This is a genomic window from Luteimonas sp. TWI382 (assembly GCF_039674545.1).
In the GTDB taxonomy this organism is placed as follows: Bacteria; Pseudomonadota; Gammaproteobacteria; order Xanthomonadales; family Xanthomonadaceae; genus Luteimonas.
This window is the reverse complement of sequence record NZ_JBDJNS010000004.1, coordinates 66,047-86,517: the sequence shown is the minus strand read 5'-3', so window position 1 is coordinate 86,517 and position 20,471 is coordinate 66,047. Positions and strand designations below refer to the sequence as shown.

Genomic DNA, 20,471 nt, shown 5'->3' with positions numbered 1-20,471 from the left:
ACCATGGACCTGTCGCCGACCCAGCACGCGATCCTCGACATGATCGCCGACCGCATCGAGAACGAGGGCATGCCGCCCTCGCAGACCGAGATCGCCCGCGCCTTCGGATTCAGCGGCGTCCGCGCCGCGCAGTACCACCTTGATGCACTCGAGGCCGCCGGTGCCATCGAGCGGCTGCCCGGCCGTGCACGCGGCATCCGCCTGCGTGTCGCGCCGCAGGCGGCGGTACTGGCGGAAGTGGTGTCGGGCGACGCGCTGCGGTTGCCGGTGCTCGGGCAGGTCGCTGCCGGCACGCCGATCGGCGCCCACGCGCCCGACGACATGCCCACCCCGGACGACTACATCGTCCTGGACCGCGTGCTGTTCTCGCCGTCGCCCGACTACCTGCTCAAGGTCAAGGGCGATTCGATGCGCGAGGAAGGCATCTTCGAGGGCGACCTGATCGGCGTGCACCGCACGCGCGACGCGCAGTCGGGCCAGATCGTCGTCGCCCGGCTCGACGACGCGATCACCGTCAAGCTGCTGAAGATCGGCAAGGATCGGATCCGTCTGCTGCCGCGCAATCCCGACTACGCCCCGATCGAGGTGCTGCCCGACCAGGATTTCGCGATCGAGGGCCTGTACTGCGGCCTCGTCAGGCCCAACCGGTGACGGCCGCCCGATGCCCCGGATGACGTCCGATCGCCGACGGGGCGTTCCCCGAAGCTCGCGTGCGGACTCCCCCGCTGTCCTGCGCGCCGATGGCGGCGCAGGATCGAGATCACCGCATCGCGTCGCAGCCCGTGCGATCCACGCCTGCGACGATGCCTTCAACTTCCTGGAACACGAATGACAAGGACCACCACGATGGACGAGAACAAGAAGCGCGCGCTCGCAGCTGCCCTGGGCCAGATCGAGAAGCAGTTCGGCAAGGGCTCGGTAATGCGCATGGGCGACGGCAGCGCCGAGGCGGCCGAGGTCATTGGCACCGGCTCGCTGCAGCTCGACCTCGCGCTCGGCATCGGCGGCCTGCCCAAGGGCCGGGTGGTCGAGATCTACGGCCCCGAGTCCTCGGGCAAGACCACACTGACGCTGCAGACGATCGCCCAGTGCCAGAAGGCCGGCGGCACCGCGGCGTTCATCGACGCCGAGCACGCGCTCGACCCCACCTACGCCACCAAGCTCGGCGTCAATCTCGACGACCTGCTGGTGTCGCAGCCCGATACCGGCGAGCAGGCGCTGGAGATCGCCGACATGCTGGTGCGCTCCAACGCCGTCGATATGGTCGTCGTCGACTCGGTCGCCGCGCTCACGCCCAAGGCCGAGATCGAAGGCGAGATGGGCGATCAGCTGCCCGGCCTGCAGGCGCGCCTGATGAGCCAGGCGCTGCGCAAGCTCACCGGCAACATCAAGCGCAGCAACTGCATGGTGATCTTCATCAACCAGCTGCGCATGAAGATCGGCATCATGATGCCGGGCCAGAGTCCGGAAACCACCACCGGTGGCAACGCGCTGAAGTTCTACGCCTCGGTCCGCCTGGACATCCGCCGCATCGGCGCGATCAAGAAGGGCGACGAGATCATCGGCAACCAGACGCGTATCAAGGTCGTCAAGAACAAGATGGCGCCGCCGTTCAAGCAGATCGTCACCGAGATCCTCTACGGCGAGGGCATCAGCCGCGAGGGCGAGCTGATCGACATGGGCGTGGAAGCCAAGCTGGTCGACAAGGCTGGCGCCTGGTACAGCTGCGGCGACGAGCGCATCGGACAGGGCAAGGAGAACGCGCGCCAGTACCTCAAGGACAACCCGGAAGTCGCCGCCCGGATCGAGGCCGCGCTGCGCGAGCGGCTGATGCCGGCGGTTGTGGTGGCAGGCGATGGCGAAGACGCCGCCGACGACTGAGGCGAGCGCCGGAGGCGCCCGGTTGGCGTCCGGCATCGGGGACCACGATGGTTCCGTGCCGGACGTCGGGCGGGGCAGCGCGTTGGCGGCCGACGAGGGGGATGCGATCGAGGCTGCGCCCCCGCGTCGGCGTGGTCGGCAGATGACGCCTGCGCAGCGGGCGCTGTCGTTGTTGGTGCGGCGTGAGCACTCGCAGTTGGAACTGCGGCGCAAGCTGGTGGCCAAAGGCGTCGAGACCGAAGACGCCGACGCCGCGGTCGAGCGGATGACCCGCGAGGGCTGGCAGGACGACGCCCGGTTTGCGGCCAGCCTGGCCCGCTCGCGCGCCGGTAATGGCTACGGGCCGCAGCGCATCGAGGCCGAACTGGCGATGCACCAACTCGATTCGGCGCAGGTCGCCGCCGCATTCGAAGCACTGGACGAGGACGGCGAGGGCGACTGGCAGGCCCGGGCTTGCGACCTGCTCGCCCGACGCTACGACGGGGCCGCGCTCCAGGCCGATCCGGCGCTCCGGCGCAAGGCGGTGGATTTCCTGCTCCGGCGCGGGTTCGGCGGCGAGGTCGCCTACGCGGCGGTCCGGCGTCTGCGCGAGGCGTGAATCTCCGGCGGCGCCGATGGCGCCTGGGCGGACGGTTGGGCCATCGAAGGCGACCGGCCTGCTAATCTTGCCGTTCTTGGGCGCGAGTTCCGGACCGGCCCCGCCAACGGCGGTGATTCCCGGCCTGGGGCATGCCCGTCCCGTCACGCCAGGCACATGACCACGCACAGCTCCACGACCGCGCAGATCCGCAGCGATTTCATCGAGTTCTTCCGCAGCAAGGGCCACACCATCGTGCCATCGGCACCCTTGGTGCCGGGCAACGATCCCACGCTGCTGTTCACCAACTCCGGCATGGTGCAGTTCAAGGATGTGTTCCTGGGCGCGGAAAAGCGCAGCTATGTGCGTGCGGCGGACGTACAGCGCTGTCTGCGCGCGGGCGGCAAGCACAACGATCTCGATGCGGTGGGCTACACCGCGCGTCACCACACGTTCTTCGAGATGCTGGGCAACTGGTCGTTCGGCGACTACTTCAAGAAGGACGCGATCGCCTGGGCCTGGGAGCTGCTGACCCAGGTCTGGAAGCTGCCGGCCGAGCGTCTGCTGGTCACCGTCTATCAGACCGATGACGAGGCGTACGCGCTGTGGCGCGACATGGTCGGCGTGCCGGAGGACCGCATCGTCCGCATCGGCGACAACAAAGGGGCGCCGTTCGCTTCCGACAATTTCTGGCAGATGGCCGACACCGGCCCCTGCGGGCCGTGCACCGAGATCTTCTACGACCACGGCGCGCACATTCCCGGTGGGCCGCCCGGTTCGCCCGACGAGGACGGCGACCGTTTCATCGAGATCTGGAACCTGGTGTTCATGCAGTTCGACCGCCAGGCTGACGGTACGCTGGCGCCGCTGCCTGCGCCGTGCGTGGACACCGGTATGGGCCTGGAGCGCCTGGCGGCGATCCTGCAGGGCGTGCACAGCAACTACGAGATCGATCTGTTCCAGGCGCTGATCCGCAAGGCCGCCGAGCTCACCGGCACCGCGGACCTGGAGAACAAGTCGCTGCGCGTGATCGCCGATCACATCCGCGCCTGCAGCTTCCTGATCGTCGACGGTGTGCTGCCGTCCAACGAAGGGCGCGGCTACGTGCTGCGCCGGATCATCCGCCGCGCATTGCGTCACGGCTGGATGCTGGGCGTCCGTCAGCCGTTCTTCCACGCGATGGTGGACACGCTCGATGCGGCGATGGGCGAAGCCTATCCCGAACTGCGCGACAAGCGCACGCTGGTCGAACGCGCACTGCGCGCCGAAGAGGAGCGCTTTGCCGAGACGCTCGATGCCGGCATGCGCATCTTCGATGAGGTCGCCGCCCGCAGCCAGGGCGCGATTCCCGGCGAGGATGCGTTCCGGCTCTACGACACCTACGGCTTCCCGCTGGATCTGACGGCCGACATCGCGCGCGAGCGCGGGCTCGAGGTCGACATGACCGGCTTCGACGCCGCGATGCAGCGTCAGCGCGAAACCGCGCGCGCGGCCGGACGCTTCGCATCGGGTACGGCGCTGCCGGCCGAACTGGTTGCGCAGCTTTCGCCGACCGCGTTTGTCGGCTACGACGCCACGCAGGCCGACGGCCTGGAGGTCGTCGCGCTGCTCAAGAACGGCCGGCCGGTCGATGCGATCGAGGCGGGTGACGAGGCGGTGGTGATCCTGGACCGCACGCCGTTCTATGGCGAGTCGGGCGGGCAGGTCGGTGACACCGGCGTGCTCGAGGCTGAGGGGCTGCGCTTCGAGGTCGGCGACACACAGAAGCTCGCCGGTCAGTTCCATGGCCACCTGGGGCGACTCGCCAACGGTGCGCTGCGGCGTGGCGACCGTGTGCGCGGCGCGGTGGATGCCGAGCGCCGCGGCACGATCGTACTCAACCACAGTGCGACCCACCTGCTGCATGGCGCGCTGCGCGAGCTGCTCGGCACGCACGTCGCGCAGAAGGGCTCGCTGGTGGCGCCGGAGCGGCTTCGCTTCGACTTCTCGCATTTCCAGCCGGTCGCAGCCGAGGAACTGGCCGAGATCGAGCGCCGGGTCAACGTCGAGGTCCGGGCGAACCATCCGGTCTCGATCGAGCAGATGGACATGCAGGCCGCGCTCGACGCCGGCGCGATGGCGTTGTTCGGCGAGAAGTACGGCGAGCGCGTCCGCGTGGTCACGATGGGCGAGTCGGTCGAGCTGTGCGGCGGCACCCACGTCGACCGGACCGGCCGCATCGGGCTGTTCAAGCTGGTGTCCGAGGGCGGTGTGTCGGCCGGCGTGCGACGGATCGAGGCGCTGACCGGCCAGGCGGCGCTCGACCATGTGCGTGCCGAGGAGGATCGCTTGCGTCAGGCGGCGGGCCTGCTGGGCGGCACCGGTGCGGAGGTCGGCGAGCGGCTGCGGGCGCTGCTCGACCGGCAGAAGCAGCTCGAGCGCGAGCTCGATACGCTCAAGGCCAAGGCGGCCAGCGGTGCGACGGCGGACCTCGCCACGGGCGCGGTCGACGTGGGCGGTATCCACGTGGTGGCTGCACGCGTCGAAGGACTGGATGCGAAGGCACTGCGCGATGCGGTCGATCGGCTCAAACAGCAGCTGGGCGATGCGGTCATCGTGCTTGCCGGCGCCAGCAATGGACGTGCGGCGCTGGTTGCAGGTGTGTCAGGCAAGGCGAGCGGACGCGTCAAGGCCGGCGAATTGTTGTCGGAGATCGCAGGACGGATCGGCGGCAAGGGCGGTGGACGTCCTGATCTGGCGCAGGGTGGCGGCGAGGATGGCCCCGCACTGCGCTCGGCCCTGGCCGAGGTCGGGGCCTGGGTCGGGGCGCGGGTCGGATAAGCGCACGCTAAACACGTTTCGAGCCCGGTTGACCAGCCGCGTTCGAGACGACATCCTTCACGGTTCAATTGGTCTGTAATCGGTTCCCAAGGTCGAGAACGGTCCGAATTGCAGGCCACGCCGGTGGGGCGTTCCACGCCGGCCTCAGGAGATTTCTATGTTGATTCTGACCCGTCGCGTCGGTGAGACGTTGATGATTGGGGACTCGGTTTCGGTAACGGTACTGGGCGTGAAGGGCAACCAGGTGCGCATTGGCATCACTGCGCCCAAGGATGTCGCCGTCCACCGCGAGGAGATCTACCAGCGGATCCACCGCGGCGAAGGCGTCGACGCACAGGCCGATGTGGACGAGGATTTGCCGCAGGCGAGGTGAGTCGGTATCCTTCGCACCGCGTCGAGCAATTCATCGCCTGACGTGATGTTTCGGAGAGTTGCCCGAGAGGCCGAAGGGGCTCCCCTGCTAAGGGAGTATGGGGTCAAAAGCTCCATCGAGGGTTCGAATCCCTCACTCTCCGCCATTGCCTGGATTCCGACGTCGGCGACACCGACGAAAGAAAAAAATCTTCGTAAAGGCATTGACGGAATTTCGCTTTACCTGCAAAATTCCGCTCCTGTTCAAGGCGCCCGTAGCTCAGTTGGATAGAGCACCAGGCTACGAACTTGGGGGTCGGAGGTTCGAATCCTTCCGGGCGCGCCAGAACAAACAGAGAAGCCGGCGAGAGATCGTCGGCTTTTTTGTTGCCTGTCGTTTCGCTCGTGCCGAAGTTCGCGCTATGCCCCGGATCTGCGGACCCGCATCGTCGACAGGCCGGTTCGACGACGCCCAGCGCGCGAGACGTCCAACGCGCGAGACGTCCGGCGCGCGACGTTGCCGCAATCGCGCTTCTGTACATCGCATCTCTCCAGGTTCGCGCACTTCGCCGCCGACGCCATGGCGACCGGCGCGCGCGGCCGCGGGCTGCATGATCGCGGCCGCGCGTGTGCATATCCGTGCTTTTCCGACGCACCGGGCATGCCGGCGCGCCGGTTGCAGCGCTTAGCCGCGGTCGAGATCGAACGCGATGGGAACGACGCCGATCGCCTCGATCGGGCGCCCGTCGCGCATGGCCGGCTGGAACGTCCAGTGCCGCTGCACCTGACGCAGCGCGGCCTGGTCGAGGTCGCGATGCCCGCTGCTGCGGTGCACGCGCACCGACAACGGCCGCCCATCGATGCCGACGTGCACCTCGAGCTGCACCACGCCGGTATGGCCGGCGCGCAGCGAAGCGCGCGGATAGGACGGCGGTGGCGCGGCGGCGTACTGCAGTTGCACGCCGCTCGCAGGTGCGCTCAGTGCCGGGGGCGCCACCGCGCCATCGGTGCCGGGCGCGGGCGCCGCAAACGGGCTGGGCATGGGCTCGACGACGGCGGCGGCATCGACCGCGGGTGCCACCGCGACCGGTGCCGGCGTGGCGATGGCCGGTGGCAGCGGTCGTGGTGCGACGATCTCGCGGGTCTCGGGCGGGCGCGGCGGCGTCGGCGGCGGAGGCGTCAGCCAACGGAAGTCGAGCTGCGGCGCGGCATCGGGAAGGGAGAGCCGGTCGCCGCCGCCGGCGGGCACCAGCAGCACCGACAACACGACTGCATTGAAGGCGAGGGTGCCGGCGATGCCGACGATCCGGACCGGGTCCGGACGGCGGTCCGGATTCGCGAAGCCCCGCATGCGGGGAGCGGTCTGCTGCAGCACCATGCGCCACCTCCTGTCGTGCCGGCCGGGCGGCCAGCGGAAGCGTGGCGACCCGGGGGCAGGCAGCGCCGCACACGGTCGCCGTGTCTGTTTGCAGCCTGGGCACCGATCTTGTGTCCAGACAAGCGGCCGGCGACGAGTGGTCGTTGCCGGCGGACGGGCGGTCCGGTCACGCGCGGCGCGCGACCGGATCCGCCGGTACGTCAGTCGCCGGGCATGCGTTCGGGTTCGCGGTCGAGGCCGCCTTCGTCCGGATTGCGCTTGCGCTCGGGGGCGGGTTGCCGTGCGTCCTCGCGGTCGCGCGGATGGTTTTCCGAGTAGCCCGGCGTTTGGCCGGGCTTGGGCGGTGCGGCGGGCGGCGTGTCCTTGCGGCTCATGTCAGCGCCCGAGTTCGAACACGACGTTGAGATTCGCGCTGAGCGTGCTCTCGCCCGGCGCGATCGGGGTGGAGGCGTCCTGCGCCATCGCGCGCATCGCCATCATCGGGCGCGGCTGGGCGAAACCGCCGCCTTCGCTGATGCTCACGATGCGCCGCACCCGCATGCCGAGCGAATTGGCGTAGAGCTCGGCGCGCTGCTGCGCCTGCTTCAGCGCTGCGGCGCGGGCTTCGTCCTCCACGGCTTGCGCATTGTCGATCTCGAACGTCGGCCCGTTGATCTGGTTGGCGCCGTTGGCGACCAGGGCATCGAGCACCGAGCCGAGCCGACGCAGGTCGCGGACCTTCAGATTGACCGTGTTGCTGGCCTGGTAGCCGGTGATCTTCGGCGGCTGGTTGTCGGCGTAGTGATACTGCGGGCTCAGGTTGATACCCGAGGTCTGCACGTCGCGCTCGGCGATGCCGGCGGCCTTGATCGCGGCGGTGAGCCGGGTCATCTGCTCGGCGTTGGCGCGCATGGCGCCGTTGGCGTCGCCGGCTTGCGTGACCACGCCAGTCGACAGTGTGGCGATGTCGGGCACGCGGCTGGCCTCGGCCCTGGCCGAGATCGACAGCAGGGTGCCGTCTGAGGGGGCGGCGGCGACCTGATGGTCCTGGGCGGTGGCAGTCATCGAAACGGTCCCAAGGGCAAGGCTGCAGGCGAGCAGCAAGGGGCGAAGCGGATTGGGGCGCATGGTGGTCTCCAAGGACGACGGAACAAGGGTCGTCACAGGGCAGTGAACGGGTCGTGAGCCGGAACGGGGTTGATCGACTTGGCGTCGACGGCTGCGCGGCCGCTGCGCGGTATCCTTGCCCGATGTTGTATCTCGCCTCGCAATCCCCGCGCCGCCGCGCCCTGTTGGCCCGTTTCGGACTCCCTTTTGGCGTCGTCGACGTCGATGTCGTGGAGTGCCGCGATCCGGGCGAGCGCGCGGGCGACTACGTGCGCCGTGTCGCACGCGACAAGGCCGATGCCGGGCTGCGTACGCTGGCGGCCGAGCCCGGCGCGGTCGTGCTCGGCGCCGACACCGAGGTCGTCCTCGACGGTGAGGTCTTCGGCAAGCCGTGCGACGATGCCCAAGCCGCATCGATGCTGCGCAGGCTCTCGGGGCGGACCCACGAGGTGATCTCGTCGGTGGCGCTGGTCGGGGCCGATCGTCAGGCCCAGGCGACGGTGATCACGGAGGTGACCTTCGCTCCGCTCGACGAGGCGACCATCGCAGCCTACGTCGCCAGCGGCGAGCCGCGCGGCAAGGCCGGCGGCTATGCGATCCAAGGTGGCGCGGAGCTGTTCGTCGCACGCCTGGCCGGCAGCTACTCGGGCGTGGTCGGCCTGCCGTTGCAGCAGACCGGCGCGCTGCTGGGCGATTTCGGGCTGGCCCCGCGGCCGTTCGTCGCGCAGGCGCAGGAGGCCTGATCGGGCATGTCGGAAGAGATCCTCATCAATGTCACTCCGCGCGAGACGCGCGTGGCCGTGGTCGAGAACGGCATGCTGCAGGAGCTGCACATCGAGCGCGGCTGGCGGCGCGGCGTGGTCGGCAATATCTACAAGGGCCGGGTGCAGCGGGTGATGCCGGGCATGCAGGCGGCGTTCGTCGACATCGGCCTGGAACGGGCGGCCTTCCTGCACGCCAACGACGTGATGCGTGCGCCGCAGGCCAACGGCGATGGCGACGGCGAGAGCCTGTTCCCGCCATCGGGGCCGACGCTGCCGGTCAACGAACTGCTGCGCGACGGTCAGGAGATCGTCGTCCAGGTGGTCAAGGACCCCATCGGCAGCAAGGGCGCGCGGCTGACGACCCAGATCAGCATTCCCTCGCGCTATCTCGTGCTGCTGCCGCAGTCGCGTGCGGTCGGTGTGTCGGCGCGGATCGAGGACGAGGCCGAACGGTTACGGCTCAAAACGCTGGTGTCCGAGCTCGCTGCCGCCACCGGCGGCCACGGCTACATCGTGCGCACCAATGCCGAGGGCCAGAGCGCGGAGGCGCTGGCCGAGGACATTGCCTACCTGCAGCGGGCCTGGGCGCTGATCGAGCGCACCGTCGGCGAGGCGAAGGTCGGCAGCCGGGTCTACGAGGACCTGACCCTGCCGATGCGCGCGGTGCGCGACCTGATGCGCCGCGATGTCGACAAGGTCAAGGTCGACTCGCGCGACACCTACGAGAAGCTGTGCGTGTTCGCCGCGCAGTACCTGCCGGCGCCGGGGCCGGCCGAACAGGCGCGGCTGGTGGACCGGATCGAATGCTATGCCGGGTCGCGGCCGATCTTCGACCTGTACGGCGTCGAAGACGAGATCCAGCGAGCGCTCAACAAGGAGGTCGCGCTCAAGTCCGGCGGCACCCTGGTCATCGACCAGACCGAGGCGATGACCACCGTCGACGTCAACACCGGTTCGTTCCTGGGCCAGCGCAATCTCGAGGAGACGGTGTTCCGCACCAATCTGGAGGCCGCGCAGGCGGTCGCCCGGCAACTGCGGCTGCGCAACCTGGGCGGCATCATCATCATCGACTTCATCGACATGGCCGACCCCGAGCATCGCCGCCAGGTGCTGCGCACGCTCGAAAAATCGCTCGCGCGCGACCATGCCAAGACCACCGTCTACGACTTCTCGCCGCTGGGCCTGGTCGAGATGACCCGCAAGCGCACTGTCGAGAGCCTGCAGCGCCAGCTCGGCGAATCGTGCGGCGCCTGCGGCGGCCGGGGCATCGTCAAGACCGTCGAGACGGTGACTTACGAGATCTTCCGCGAGATCGTGCGCGCAGTGCGCCAGTTCGATGCCGACCGGCTGCTGGTCATCGCCTCGCCGAAGGTCGTGGCGACGATTACCGATGAGGAGTCGGCCGCGGTCGTCGAGCTCGAGGAGTTCCTCGGCAAGTCGATCCGGTTCCAGTCCGACGACCAGTACCTGCAGGAGCAGTTCGACGTTGTGCTGCTCTAGGGCACGACGATGACGGCGGCGTGGGCGAACCGCCTGCGCCGCGCGCATCTGGGCGCGTGGTACGTGGCGGCGTTGTCGGTGGTGCTGGTCGCGATCGGCGCGGTGGCGCTGGCGCAGCTGGCGTTACCGTGGGTCGAGCGCAATCCGCGCAGCGTCGAGCGCTGGCTCAGCGAACGTGCCGGCCGGCCGGTCGCATTCGAGACCCTGCGCACCCAGTGGAGCCGACGCGGACCGCTGCTGCGGGTGACCGGGCTGCGCATCGGCGAGCCGGCGACCGCGGTGCCGATCGACAGTGCCGAGATCCAGGTCACGCCGTACTCGGGCCTGCTGCCGGGCCGTTCGCTGACCGAACTGCGGATCCAGGGGCTGGCACTGACCCTCGAGCGCGACGATGACGGTGGCTGGCATGTCCGTGGCCTGCCCGGCAGCGCGACGCCCAGCGACGATCCGCTGGCCACGCTCGAAGGCCTCGGCGAGCTGCAGGTCATCGGTGCCCGGCTCACGATCGATGCGCCCTCGCTGTCGCTGCGGCACACGTTGCCGCGGGTCGATCTGCGGATGCAGGTCGACCGGCGCCGGGTGCGCGCCGCGGCCCGGGCCTGGGTCGAGGTCAACGGGGCGCCGCTGGATCTGCGGGTCGATCTGCTGCGCGACGACCTCACCGGACGGGCTTACGTCGCGATGCCGCGCAACGACCTCCAGGTCTGGTCGCCGTTGCTGGCGCCCAGTGGTGCGGCGATCGGCGAAGGCCACGGCCGGGTCGCGGCGTGGCTGGAATTGCGCGAGCGCCGGGTCGTTGCGGCCACGGCCGATATTGCGCTCGACACGCTGTCGCTGCGGCGCGCAGAGCCGAGCGGGCAGGGCAGCGACGCCCAGGGTGCGGTGGCGTTCGACGGCGTGCGCGCGCAACTGCGCTGGGAGCACGAGGGCGCGGACTGGAGACTCGACGCGCCGACGCTGCGCATGGTCCAGCACGGTCGCGAGCAGACGCTCGACGGGCTCGTACTGGCTGGCGGTTCGCGCTATGCGATGCGTGCGGCACGCGTCGAAGTCGCGCCGCTGCTGGCGCTGGCTGCGCTCGGCGATGGCCTGTCGCCGTCGCTGCGCGCCTGGTTGCAGGCTGCCGCGCCGCAGGCGGTGCTCGCCGATGTCGAGGTCGCCGCGTTGCCCGGTGGCCCGGCCCGGGTCGCCGCGCGGATCGAGAACCTGGGCTTCGCGCCGGTCGGAACGACGCCCGGCCTGCACGGGCTGACCGGCACCCTGACCGGCGATGCCGATGGCCTGGTCTTCCGTCCCGATCCTCAGGCCCGGCCGGTGTTCGACTGGCCCAAGGGCTTCGGCGTGCCGCATCCGCTGCGGCTCGAGGGCGAGATCGCGGCGTGGCGCGAGGACGGCGACTGGCGCGTCGAGACACCGGCGCTGCGGATCGAAGGCGACGGCTACGCCGCGGACGTGCGCGGCGGCCTGGCGTTCCACGGCAACGGCGCACGCCCGCGCATCGATCTGGCAGCGGTGGTCGACGCGGCGCAGGTGCCGGTCGCCAAGAAGTTCTGGGTGCGCCACGAAATGCCGGCTGCCGCGATGGACTGGCTGAACATGGCACTGGTCGCCGGCACGGTCCGCGACGGCCGCGCGATCGTCTCCGGCGAGCTGGGCGACTGGCCCTTCAGCAGCGCCGACGGACACGATCGCCGGGGCGTGTTCGACGCGCGGGCGCGGATCGAAGACGCGACGATCCGCTTCCAGGACGACTGGCCGGCGCTGGAGCGGATGAGCGGGCGGGTGCGTTTCGTCAACGATGGTTTCTCGGTCGAGGACGCGCATGGCGAACTGGCCGGGGTGCCGGTGCGTGCGATCGAGGCCGGGATGCAGCACTACGCGCACAGCCCGGTCGAGGTCCGCGCCACCACCCAGGCCGATGCTGGCGCGTTGCTGACGCTGATGCGGCAAAGCCCGTTCCACGCCGAGCATGCCGAGACCCTCGACAACCTCAAGGTGTCCGGTCCGGCGCGCGTCGCACTGACGCTGGCGGTGCCGCACGACGCGCCGGTGCGGCTCGACGGCAGCGTTGCGCTGGACGGCGTGTCGGCACGCGAAGGCCGCTTTGCGCTCGACTTCAGCGATGTGCGCGGCAGCGCACGCTTCGATCAGAACGGGTTTTCCGGCGAGCGGCTGGCCGCTCGCACCGAGGGGCATGCCGGCACGCTGGCGCTGCGTGCGGGCGAGGGCCATGTCCGTGACCGCGACCAGGCGTTCGAAGCCGAGCTCGCCGCCACGCTCGCGGCCAACGACCTGCTCGCACGCGCGCCCGACCTGGGCTGGTTGCGTCCCCATGTCGACGGGGCGGCGCCCTGGCAGGTGCAGGTCTCGGTCGCGCGTGCGCCCGCGCCAGGCCAGGCTCCGGCGCGCCTGCTGCTGCGTTCCGATCTTGTCGGCACGGCATTGCGGCTGCCGGCACCGCTGGCCAAACCGGCCGGCGAAGCGCTGCGCACGACGATCGATGCGTCGCTGCCGTTCGACGCCGGCGACATCGCGGTCGGATTCGGCGATCGACTCGCGGTGCGCGCGCGTGCGCGCGATGCCGGCACCGGCGTGCGCCTGACTTTCGGCAGCGGGCGTGTCGCCGAGGCGCCGCCGGCCTCGGGGATCGCGATCGGCGGGCGCACCCCGGTCATCGAACTCGCCGACTGGATCGGATTGGCGGCCGGCGGCGACGAGGGCGCGGATGCGCCCCGCCTGGTGGGCGTGGACCTGACCGCGCTCGACCTGCGTCTGCCCGGCGCCGGTTTCGGCCAGACCCGGATCACCGCGGTCCGTCAGGGCGCCGGCACCAGCCTGCGTTTCGATGGTGCGGCGCTGGCGGGCGGCGTGCGTGTGCCCGACGCGGACGCTGCGCCGGTGGTCGCGACGCTGCAGCGCCTGCATTGGCCGATGCAGGCGCAGCCGCCGGCCGATGAACCGCGGGCAGCGCAGCCGCCGGCGTCTCCGGGCGATGCCGACACGATCGATCCGGCGACGCTGCGGCCGATCCGGCTGGCGATCGAGGACCTGCGCGTCGGCCCCCTGCAACTGGGCACCGCCGATGGCAGCCTGGTGCGTGTGCCCGGCGGCGTTGCGCTCGATCACCTGCGGGTGCAGTCGCCGCAACACCGGATCGAGCTGCGCGGCCGCTGGACCGGACGCGGCACCGCTGCGCGCACAACGCTCGAAGCCGACCTGGAGAGCGACGACTTCGGCCGTCTGGCCTCCGGCCTGGGCTTTGCCGGCAGTATCGTCGGCGGTCAGGGGCGGGTGGACTTCGATGCCGCCTGGCCCGGCGCGCCCAACGCGTTCGCGGTCGCATCGCTGGAAGGGGCGCTGCAGGTCACGGTCAAGGACGGCCAACTGGTCGAGGTCGAGCCCGGCGCCGGACGTGTGCTGGGGCTGCTGAGCGTGGCCGAGCTGCCGCGCCGGCTGATGCTCGATTTCCGCGATTTCTTCAATCGCGGCTTCGGCTTCAGCCGGATTGCCGGCGAGATCCGCTTCGGCCAGGGCCTGGCTCGCAGCGACGGGGTCACGATCGACGGCCCGGCGGCGGAGATCCGCATCCGCGGCACCGCCGATCTGCAGGCGCGCACCCACGACCAGGACATCGAAGTGCTGCCCAAGACCGGCAACCTGCTGCCCGCGGTCGGGGCGCTGACCGCAGGCCCGGTGGGCGCGGCGGTGGGCGCGGTCGCCAACGCAGTGCTGCGGCGGCCGCTGGCCGAAATGGGCGCACGCAACTACCACGTCAGCGGCCCGTGGCAGGATCCGAAGGTCGAGGTCGTCGAGCGCCGCGATGCGCGGCCACCCGAGGCGGCGCCTGCGCCGCCGACCGGCCCTTGATCGATCGCGTGCGTCACCGGAAGGCGCGCGCGGTGGGTTGCCATTCCTCCACCAGGCCCCACACTTGAGGGATGACCGATCTCTCCCCCGCGACTGGCGACGCGCTGGCCCTCGCGCAGTCCCGTCTGCTATTGCCCGCCGGCCTCGACAGCGCACATCTCGACCGCACCTTCTCTGCGCTGCTCGGCCCGGGCATCGACTTCGGCGACCTGTACTTCCAGCACGCGCGCCGCGAGAGCTGGTCGGTCGAGGACGGCATCGTCAAGAGCGGCTCGCACGCGATCGAGCAGGGCGTGGGCGTGCGCGCGATCAGCGGCGAGAAGACCGGCCTGGCCTACTCCGACGACATCGATGCGGTGGCCCTGCTGGGCGCGGCGCGCTCGGCGCGTGCGATCGCCCGCGACGGCCGCGCGCATGCCCCGCAGGCGCTGGTGCGCGCGCGCGCGCATGATCTCTACCCATCCGGCGACCCGATCGACGCACTGGGCAGCGCGGAGAAGGTCGAAGCGCTGCGCCGGATTGACCGCTTCCTGCGCGCCGCCGACCCGCGCGTGCAGCAGGTGAGCGTCAGCCTGACGGGCGGCGTGGACACCATCCTGGTCGCGCGCAGCGATGGCGTGCTCGCCGGCGACGTGCGCCCGCTGGTCCGGCTCAACATCCAGGTGTTGGTCGAGCAGGACGGCCGCCGCGAGTCCGGCTATGCCGGCTACGGCGGGCGCTACAGCTATGCCGAACTGCTCGGCGACGGACGTCCGGAGCACTTCGCGCGCGAAGCGCTGCGCCAGGCCCTGGTGAATCTCGAGGCCGTCGACGCGCCGGCCGGCGTGATGCCCGTCGTGCTCGGCGCCGGCTGGCCCGGCGTGCTGCTGCACGAGGCCGTCGGCCACGGCTTGGAGGGCGACTTCAATCGCAAGGGCACCAGCACCTATGCCGGGCGCGTCGGGCAGCGCGTGGCCGCGCCCGGGGTGACGATCGTCGACGACGGCACGCTGGCCGGCCGTCGCGGTTCGCTGAACGTCGATGACGAAGGCACGCCGACCCAGTGCACCACGCTGATCGAGGACGGCGTGCTGACCGGCTACATGCACGACACCCTCAACGCGCGCCTGAGCGGTGTCGCCTCGACCGGCAACGGCCGCCGTGAATCGTTCGCGCACCGGGTGATGCCGCGCATGACCAACACCTACATGCTGGCTGGCCGCGACGACCCGCAGGACATGATCCGCTCGGTGAAAAAGGGGCTGTACGCGGTCAACTTTGGCGGCGGCCAGGTCGACATCACCAGCGGCAAGTACGTGTTCTCGGCGACCGAGGCCTACCTGATCGAGGATGGCCGCATCACCGCCCCGGTCAAGGGCGCCACGCTGATCGGTAATGGCCCCGAGACGATGCAGCGCGTGCGCATGGTCGGCCACGACATGGCGCTCGACGACGGCGTGGGCATCTGCGGCAAGGACGGCCAGAGCGTCCCGGTCGGCGTGGGCCAGCCGTCGCTGCTGATCGACGGGCTCACCGTGGGTGGTACCCAGGCTTGAACGCCGTAATCGGTGGTTCGGGACTCGTGATGCCAGGCTGCACGTTGGCGCGCGCGCAGCCAGGCTGCGCTGTCGTATCGCCGGTCAACAATGGCGATTCAAGGCGCTTCGGGCTTGTGCGCCACCGTATCGCGCAGCAGCCGGAACAGGTCCCGGAACGCCGCCGGCGGCTTGTTCTTCGCCCGCTCGGCCAGCGCGTTGCGCACCAGTTGGCGCAGGCGCTGGCGGTCGGCCTGCGGGTAGGCCTCCAGCAGTTCGGCCAGCGCGCCGTCGCCCTCGTCGAGCAGGCGCGTGCGCCAGCTCTCGGCGCGGTGCAGCATCGCGGTCTCGATGCGCGAAGCCTCGCCGCCGGCGTCGAGCGCGTCGCGGATCGCCTCCAGCGTCTCGTCTTCCTCGCGGCGCATCTGCTTGGCCAGAAACGCCATCTGCCGCTTGCGCGCGATGTGCGAGGTGATCCGTCGCGTCTCGGCGATGTGCGGCAGCAGCGCGTCGGGCACCGGCAGCTTCGCCAGCCGCCCCTCGGGCAGCGCCACCAGCGCCTCGGCCAGCGCCAGCACCTCGAGCGCCTCGCGGCGCTGCTGCTTGCGGCTCGGGCTCAGATACTCGCCGCTGTCTTCGTCTATGCCTCTCATCGCAACAGGATAAGCCATTGACCATGTCCCCATCGCAGATTGCCGACCGCGTGCCGGGTGACGACGCCATCGCTCGCCTCGATGCGCTGGCCGGGCTGTCGCAGCGCCTGCTCGAGCGTTGCCGTGCCCAGGGTGCCAGTCAGGCCGAGGTCGCCTGCTCGGAAGATGCCGGTCTCAACATCGACGTGCGCATGGGCGAGGTCGAGACGGTCGAGTCCACCCAGGATCGCGGCATCGCGGTGACGGTCTACTTCGGCCGCCGCAAGGGCAGCGCGAGCACCGCGGACCTGCGCGAGGAGAGCCTGGCGGCGACCGTCGACCAAGCCTGCGCGATCGCCCGCTTCACCGAGGACGACCCCGCCGCGGGCCTGGCCGACGCCGAACTGATGGCGCGGCCGGGCGCCGACGGTCGCTTCCCCGAATTCGACGCCTGGCACCCCTGGGCGCTCGACGCCGATCGCGCGGTCGACCTGGCGCTGGCCTGCGAAACCGCGGGTCGCGACACCGATGCGCGCATTGGCAACTCCGATGGCGCATCGGTCTCGACCGCGCGTGCGCTGCACGTCTACGCCAACAGCCACGGCTTCGTCGGCGCCGAGCGCAGCAGCCACCACAGCATCGGCTGCGCGCTGATCGCCGGCAGTGGCGAGCAGATGCAGCGCGACGGCTGGTACAGCGTGGCGCTGGCGGCCGACGACCTGGAGCCGGCAACGGCGATCGGCCGCCGGGCCGCGCAGCGCACACTCGCGCGCCTCGATCCCCGGCCGGTGCCGACCGGCAGCTACCCGGTGCTGTTCCAGGCCGACGTCGCCCGGTCGTTGGTCGGGCACCTGCTCGGTGCGGTCTCGGGCGGCGCGCTGTATCGGCGCGCCAGCTTCCTGCTCGACAGCGCCGGCACGCAGCTGTTCCCCACCTGGTTTTCGATCCACGAGCGGCCGTTCCTGACGCGCGGGTTCCAGTCCGCCGCCTTCGATGCCGAAGGCGTGGCGACCCGCGAGTCGCCGCTGGTCGAGGCCGGCGTGCTGCAGCGCTACATCCTCGGCAGCTATTCCGCGCGCCGGCTCGGCCTGCAGAGCACCGCCAACGCCGGCGGCGTACACAACCTGGAGATCGCCGCCAATGCAGGCGATCTCGACGCGATGGTGCGCGACATGGGCCGCGGACTGCTGGTGACCGAGCTGATGGGGCAGGGCGTCAATGCGGTGACCGGCGACTATTCGCGCGGCGCGGCCGGGTTCTGGATCGAGCGCGGCGAGATCCGCCACGCGGTCGACGGGATCACCATCGCCGGCAATCTGAGGCAGATGTTCGCCGGCATCGAGGCGGTGGGCACCGATGTCGATCCGCGGTCGCATGTGCGCACCGGGTCGATTCTGGTCGGCCGGATGACGGTCGCCGGCACGGATTGACGTATGCTCGCACCGCCGGCCGCGGCGGCGATCGTCGCCTGGCCCAGCGCATCTTCTTTCACCTTGCCTATGGGGACTTCGCAATGAACGATTTCGATCCGGCACCGGCCGCGGCCACCACGCAGGACGACCGCACGTTCGCGATGCTCACGCATCTGTCGTGCATCATCCTGGGCTTCATCGTGCCGCTGATCATGTGGCTGGTGCACAAGGACCGGCCCGAGAAGGCTTTCGTCACCGACCAGGCCAAGGAAGCGCTGAACTTCCAGATCACGCTGACCATCGGCTACGTCATCGGCATGGTGCTGACGATCATCCTGATCGGCGGCCTGATCAACCTGGTGCTGTGGATCCTGTGCGTGGTGTTCAGCATCGTCGCCGCACTCAAGGCCAAAGAGGGCGTGGCCTACCGCTATCCCTTCGCGCTGCGCCTGATCAGCTGACCGGCACGCACCGCAGCCTCTCGAACCCCGGCCTGTGTGCCGGGGTTCTTCCTTCTTCTCCAGCGTGCGGGAATGCGCACCCTTCAGCAGACGGCCAAGCGGTGATCGAAGGCAGATTGCAGAGGTCTGCAGCAGACTGGTGGCAGGGCGTCGCGCCCAGCGCCATCAAAACCGGGGTCAGAGTGCAATTTCGCGAGGCGAAATTGCACTCTGACCCCCGTTGTTGGGTTGGGGCGATCGCGATTTTACAATCTCAGGGCGATCCCCTGCGGTCGTATCGCACCCCTGCCATCGGTTGGGTGCCATCGGTTGGCTTGCGCCGCCGACGCGCGGCGCCATCATGGATCTGCCCTCGACGTTTCCTGGAGACCCCCCCCATGTATGCATCGACCCTTCCCCAGGCCCCGCCCGCCATCGTCAGTCGCCAGTGGGCCGCCGGTACGCACATCGGCGCACTGGTGCTTGCCTTGCTGACGAGTTGGATGTCGGGCGTGGCCGGTATCGTCGTCGCCGGCACCGTCTACCTGGTCAAGCGCGACGATGATGCCTTCGTTGCCGGCCATGCGCTGGAAGCGCTGAACTTCAACTTGAGCATGTTCCTCTACGCCTGCGCGCTCGGCGTGACCGGGCTCATGCTGCTCGGCATGACGGTGCTGACGCTGGGCATCGGGGCGATCGTCACGCTGCCGCTCGGCCTGTTGCTGGTGCTGGGCGCGGTCGCCCTGGCAGTGCTCTGGCTGGTCTGCGGCATCGTGGCCGCAGTCAAGGCCTGGAACGGCGAGACCTACCGCTACCCGCTCACGCTGCGCCTGATCGGCTGACGCCGTAGCGCGCAGTCCGCTCGGCCTCCGTGCGGCATCGCGCGGGCTCGTGTGCATCAGCGTGGGGTGTGTCCGCTCGCGTCGGTCGGGTCCAGCACCGCAAGGGCGGCCGGTGTGGTCATGCGCAGCCGCAGAGCGTCGACGGGAAGATGCCGGCTCAGGCCGGCAGCGGATGTGGACTGCGTTTCCGGCCCGCCCGGCTCAGTGGTCGCGTTCGATGGCCTGCCGGCCGAGCTCGGCCAGCGGCGCGGTGGTGTCGCCGAACGGTGCCAGTGCGTCGCGCATGCGCGAGGCGAGCTCGGACAGTCGCGCGCGTGAGGCGTCTGCACCGATCAGGGCCGGGAACGTGGCCTTGTCCTGTGCGATGTCCTTGCCGGCGGTCTTGCCCAGCGTCGCGCTGTCGCCTTCGATGTCGAGCAGGTCGTCGCGGATCTGGAACGCGAGGCCGAGTGCGGTCGCGAAATCGTCGAGCCGGGCCCGCGTCGTGGCGTCGACGTCGGCCGCCAGTGCCCCGAGCGCGACCGCCGCGCGCAGCAGCGCGCCGGTCTTGAGCGCATGCAGACGCTCCAGGCCCGCGATGTCGCGCGTACCGCCACCGCCGGTCGCGGCAAGGTCGATCGCCTGGCCGCCGCACATGCCCAGCGCGCCCGATGCCGAGGCCAGCCGCGCGACCATCGCCAGCCGCGTTTCGGCCGCAAGCGGCGCTTCGGCGAGCACCGAGAACGCCAAGGTCTGCAAGGCGTCGCCGGCGAGGATGGCGGTGGCTTCGTCGAAGGCGACGTGCACGGTCGGCTGGCCGCGACGCAGCGCGTCGTCGTCCATCGCCGGCAGGTCGTCGTGGACCAGCGAATAGGCGTGTACGAGTTCGACCGCGACCGCCGGCGCATCGGCCTGCGGGGGCGCGGCGCCGAAGGCCGCCGCGGTGGCGTGGACCAGCAGCGGCCGCATGCGCTTGCCGCCGAGCAGCACCGCATGGCGCATCGCGGCGTCCAGACGCGGCTCGCCGCCTGCGGCGGTGTCGAGCGCGCGTTGCAATGCGGCGTCGGTGCGGGCGCGCCAGTCACCGATGCGCGCGGCGATCGCGCCGGCGGCGTCAGGCATCGGGATCGTCGACCTGCTCGCCGCCGAACGGCTGGCTGCGCTCCGGGGCGGCCGGGTCGCTGAGCAGGCGCACGCGCTGCTCAGCGTCCTCGAGCGCCTGGCGACAGCGGCGGTACAGGCCGACGCCGCGCTCGTAGGCGCCGAGCGATTCCTCCAGGCTCAGTTCGCCGCCTTCCATGCGTTCGACCAGCGCTTCGAGCTGGCCCAGGGCGTTTTCGAAGTCGGCGACCGGGGACGGATCCTGGGCGGGCGGGGTGGGCGTGGAAGCGGATTTGGCCATGCCTGGATTCTAAGCGATGACGCCTG

General features: G+C 70.3%; 17 protein-coding genes, 2 tRNA genes and 1 pseudogene. 14 read left to right on the top strand and 6 right to left on the bottom strand.

The window, feature by feature from the left end; all coding sequences use genetic code 11:
• Positions 1-3 precede the first annotated feature (3 nt).
• From lexA to ABE505_RS04070, 7 genes are all read left to right on the top strand, one after another.
• Positions 4-651, top strand: a complete 648-nt coding sequence (lexA, locus tag ABE505_RS04100; protein WP_346443699.1) for a transcriptional repressor LexA — start codon at positions 4-6, stop codon at positions 649-651.
• A 195-nt stretch (positions 652-846) separates the two neighbouring features.
• A complete protein-coding gene (recA, locus tag ABE505_RS04095) occupies positions 847-1,881 on the top strand; it encodes a recombinase RecA (protein ID WP_346443826.1) in 1,035 nt (344 codons plus the stop codon).
• 142 nt (positions 1,882-2,023) lie between these two features.
• Positions 2,024-2,479 carry a regulatory protein RecX gene (locus tag ABE505_RS04090; protein WP_346443698.1) on the top strand — a complete coding sequence of 152 codons (456 nt, stop codon included), beginning with the start codon at positions 2,024-2,026 and terminating at the stop codon, positions 2,477-2,479.
• A gap of 156 nt (positions 2,480-2,635) precedes the next feature.
• Positions 2,636-5,278 (top strand): alanine--tRNA ligase, encoded by a 2,643-nt coding sequence (alaS, locus tag ABE505_RS04085; protein ID WP_346443697.1) that lies wholly within the window; start codon positions 2,636-2,638, stop codon positions 5,276-5,278.
• 157 nt (positions 5,279-5,435) lie between these two features.
• Positions 5,436-5,651, top strand: a complete 216-nt coding sequence (gene csrA, locus ABE505_RS04080; RefSeq protein ID WP_346443696.1) for a carbon storage regulator CsrA — start codon at positions 5,436-5,438, stop codon at positions 5,649-5,651.
• Between the two features lie 52 nt (positions 5,652-5,703).
• Positions 5,704-5,796, top strand: a tRNA-Ser gene (locus ABE505_RS04075).
• Positions 5,797-5,898: 102 nt separating this feature from the next.
• Positions 5,899-5,975 (top strand) — tRNA-Arg (locus tag ABE505_RS04070).
• 339 nt (positions 5,976-6,314) lie between these two features.
• Here ABE505_RS04070 and ABE505_RS04065 read toward each other — a convergent pair.
• From ABE505_RS04065 to ABE505_RS04055, 3 genes are all read right to left on the bottom strand, one after another.
• Positions 6,315-7,007 carry an energy transducer TonB gene (locus tag ABE505_RS04065; RefSeq protein WP_346443695.1) on the bottom strand — a complete coding sequence of 231 codons (693 nt, stop codon included), beginning with the start codon at positions 7,005-7,007 and terminating at the stop codon, positions 6,315-6,317.
• A gap of 200 nt (positions 7,008-7,207) precedes the next feature.
• Positions 7,208-7,381, bottom strand: coding sequence for a hypothetical protein (locus tag ABE505_RS04060; RefSeq protein WP_346443694.1), 174 nt, complete (start codon positions 7,379-7,381; stop codon positions 7,208-7,210).
• A gap of 1 nt (position 7,382) precedes the next feature.
• Positions 7,383-8,114, bottom strand: coding sequence for an SIMPL domain-containing protein (locus ABE505_RS04055; protein WP_346443693.1), 732 nt, complete (start codon positions 8,112-8,114; stop codon positions 7,383-7,385).
• A gap of 122 nt (positions 8,115-8,236) precedes the next feature.
• On the opposite strand from ABE505_RS04055, the gene ABE505_RS04050 reads away from it, so the two are divergent.
• The 4 genes from ABE505_RS04050 (at position 8,237) to tldD (ending at position 15,759) form a co-directional block, all read left to right on the top strand.
• Complete coding sequence (locus ABE505_RS04050; RefSeq protein ID WP_346443691.1) at positions 8,237-8,836, top strand: Maf family protein; 600 nt, start codon at positions 8,237-8,239, stop codon at positions 8,834-8,836.
• A 6-nt stretch (positions 8,837-8,842) separates the two neighbouring features.
• Complete coding sequence (gene rng / locus ABE505_RS04045) at positions 8,843-10,357, top strand: ribonuclease G (RefSeq protein WP_346443689.1); 1,515 nt, start codon at positions 8,843-8,845, stop codon at positions 10,355-10,357.
• 9 nt (positions 10,358-10,366) lie between these two features.
• Positions 10,367-14,224, top strand: coding sequence for a YhdP family protein (locus ABE505_RS04040; RefSeq protein WP_346443688.1), 3,858 nt, complete (start codon positions 10,367-10,369; stop codon positions 14,222-14,224).
• A gap of 71 nt (positions 14,225-14,295) precedes the next feature.
• The gene (tldD, locus tag ABE505_RS04035) at positions 14,296-15,759 is read left to right on the top strand and encodes a metalloprotease TldD (RefSeq protein WP_183425824.1); all 1,464 of its coding nucleotides are present in this window, start codon (positions 14,296-14,298) and stop codon (positions 15,757-15,759) included.
• Positions 15,760-15,887: 128 nt separating this feature from the next.
• Here tldD and yjgA read toward each other — a convergent pair.
• Positions 15,888-16,391 (bottom strand): annotated as a pseudogene (gene yjgA / locus ABE505_RS04030) (ribosome biogenesis factor YjgA); the annotation flags it as partial.
• 23 nt (positions 16,392-16,414) lie between these two features.
• On the opposite strand from yjgA, the gene pmbA reads away from it, so the two are divergent.
• The 3 genes from pmbA (at position 16,415) to ABE505_RS04015 (ending at position 19,064) form a co-directional block, all read left to right on the top strand.
• Positions 16,415-17,800: a metalloprotease PmbA gene (gene pmbA / locus ABE505_RS04025; protein WP_346443687.1), complete on the top strand. Its 1,386-nt coding sequence runs from the start codon at positions 16,415-16,417 to the stop codon at positions 17,798-17,800.
• Positions 17,801-17,883: 83 nt separating this feature from the next.
• Entirely contained in the window at positions 17,884-18,243 is a 360-nt protein-coding gene (locus ABE505_RS04020) for a DUF4870 domain-containing protein (RefSeq protein ID WP_346443686.1), read from the top strand.
• Positions 18,244-18,620: 377 nt separating this feature from the next.
• Complete coding sequence (locus ABE505_RS04015; RefSeq protein ID WP_346445045.1) at positions 18,621-19,064, top strand: DUF4870 domain-containing protein; 444 nt, start codon at positions 18,621-18,623, stop codon at positions 19,062-19,064.
• Between the two features lie 201 nt (positions 19,065-19,265).
• On the opposite strand, the gene ABE505_RS04010 is transcribed toward ABE505_RS04015, so the two are convergent.
• Together ABE505_RS04010 and ABE505_RS04005 are read right to left on the bottom strand one after the other, a co-directional pair.
• Complete coding sequence (locus ABE505_RS04010) at positions 19,266-20,165, bottom strand: farnesyl diphosphate synthase (RefSeq protein ID WP_346445044.1); 900 nt, start codon at positions 20,163-20,165, stop codon at positions 19,266-19,268.
• Positions 20,158-20,445 (bottom strand): exodeoxyribonuclease VII small subunit, encoded by a 288-nt coding sequence (locus ABE505_RS04005; protein ID WP_346445042.1) that lies wholly within the window; start codon positions 20,443-20,445, stop codon positions 20,158-20,160. Before ABE505_RS04005 ends, ABE505_RS04010 begins: the two co-directional genes overlap by 8 nt.
• Positions 20,446-20,471 lie beyond the last annotated feature (26 nt).

Excerpts from the sequence above, each read along its gene's own strand:
- csrA (WP_346443696.1), top strand. The coding sequence starts at position 5,436 with ATGTTGATTCTGACCCGTCGCGTCGGTGAGACGTTGATGATTGGGGAC.
- rng (WP_346443689.1), top strand. The coding sequence starts at position 8,843 with ATGTCGGAAGAGATCCTCATCAATGTCACTCCGCGCGAGACGCGCGTG.
- ABE505_RS04005 (WP_346445042.1), bottom strand. The coding sequence starts at position 20,445 with ATGGCCAAATCCGCTTCCACGCCCACCCCGCCCGCCCAGGATCCGTCC.
- ABE505_RS04055 (WP_346443693.1), bottom strand. The coding sequence starts at position 8,114 with ATGCGCCCCAATCCGCTTCGCCCCTTGCTGCTCGCCTGCAGCCTTGCC.
- ABE505_RS04060 (WP_346443694.1), bottom strand. The coding sequence starts at position 7,381 with ATGAGCCGCAAGGACACGCCGCCCGCCGCACCGCCCAAGCCCGGCCAA.
- tldD (WP_183425824.1), top strand. The coding sequence starts at position 14,296 with ATGACCGATCTCTCCCCCGCGACTGGCGACGCGCTGGCCCTCGCGCAG.
- lexA (WP_346443699.1), top strand. The coding sequence starts at position 4 with ATGGACCTGTCGCCGACCCAGCACGCGATCCTCGACATGATCGCCGAC.
- alaS (WP_346443697.1), top strand. The coding sequence starts at position 2,636 with ATGACCACGCACAGCTCCACGACCGCGCAGATCCGCAGCGATTTCATC.
- recA (WP_346443826.1), top strand. The coding sequence starts at position 847 with ATGGACGAGAACAAGAAGCGCGCGCTCGCAGCTGCCCTGGGCCAGATC.
- ABE505_RS04020 (WP_346443686.1), top strand. The coding sequence starts at position 17,884 with ATGAACGATTTCGATCCGGCACCGGCCGCGGCCACCACGCAGGACGAC.
- ABE505_RS04015 (WP_346445045.1), top strand. The coding sequence starts at position 18,621 with ATGTATGCATCGACCCTTCCCCAGGCCCCGCCCGCCATCGTCAGTCGC.
- ABE505_RS04010 (WP_346445044.1), bottom strand. The coding sequence starts at position 20,165 with ATGCCTGACGCCGCCGGCGCGATCGCCGCGCGCATCGGTGACTGGCGC.
- ABE505_RS04090 (WP_346443698.1), top strand. The coding sequence starts at position 2,024 with ATGACGCCTGCGCAGCGGGCGCTGTCGTTGTTGGTGCGGCGTGAGCAC.
- ABE505_RS04065 (WP_346443695.1), bottom strand. The coding sequence starts at position 7,007 with ATGGTGCTGCAGCAGACCGCTCCCCGCATGCGGGGCTTCGCGAATCCG.
- ABE505_RS04050 (WP_346443691.1), top strand. The coding sequence starts at position 8,237 with ATGTTGTATCTCGCCTCGCAATCCCCGCGCCGCCGCGCCCTGTTGGCC.
- pmbA (WP_346443687.1), top strand. The coding sequence starts at position 16,415 with ATGTCCCCATCGCAGATTGCCGACCGCGTGCCGGGTGACGACGCCATC.
- ABE505_RS04040 (WP_346443688.1), top strand. The coding sequence starts at position 10,367 with ATGACGGCGGCGTGGGCGAACCGCCTGCGCCGCGCGCATCTGGGCGCG.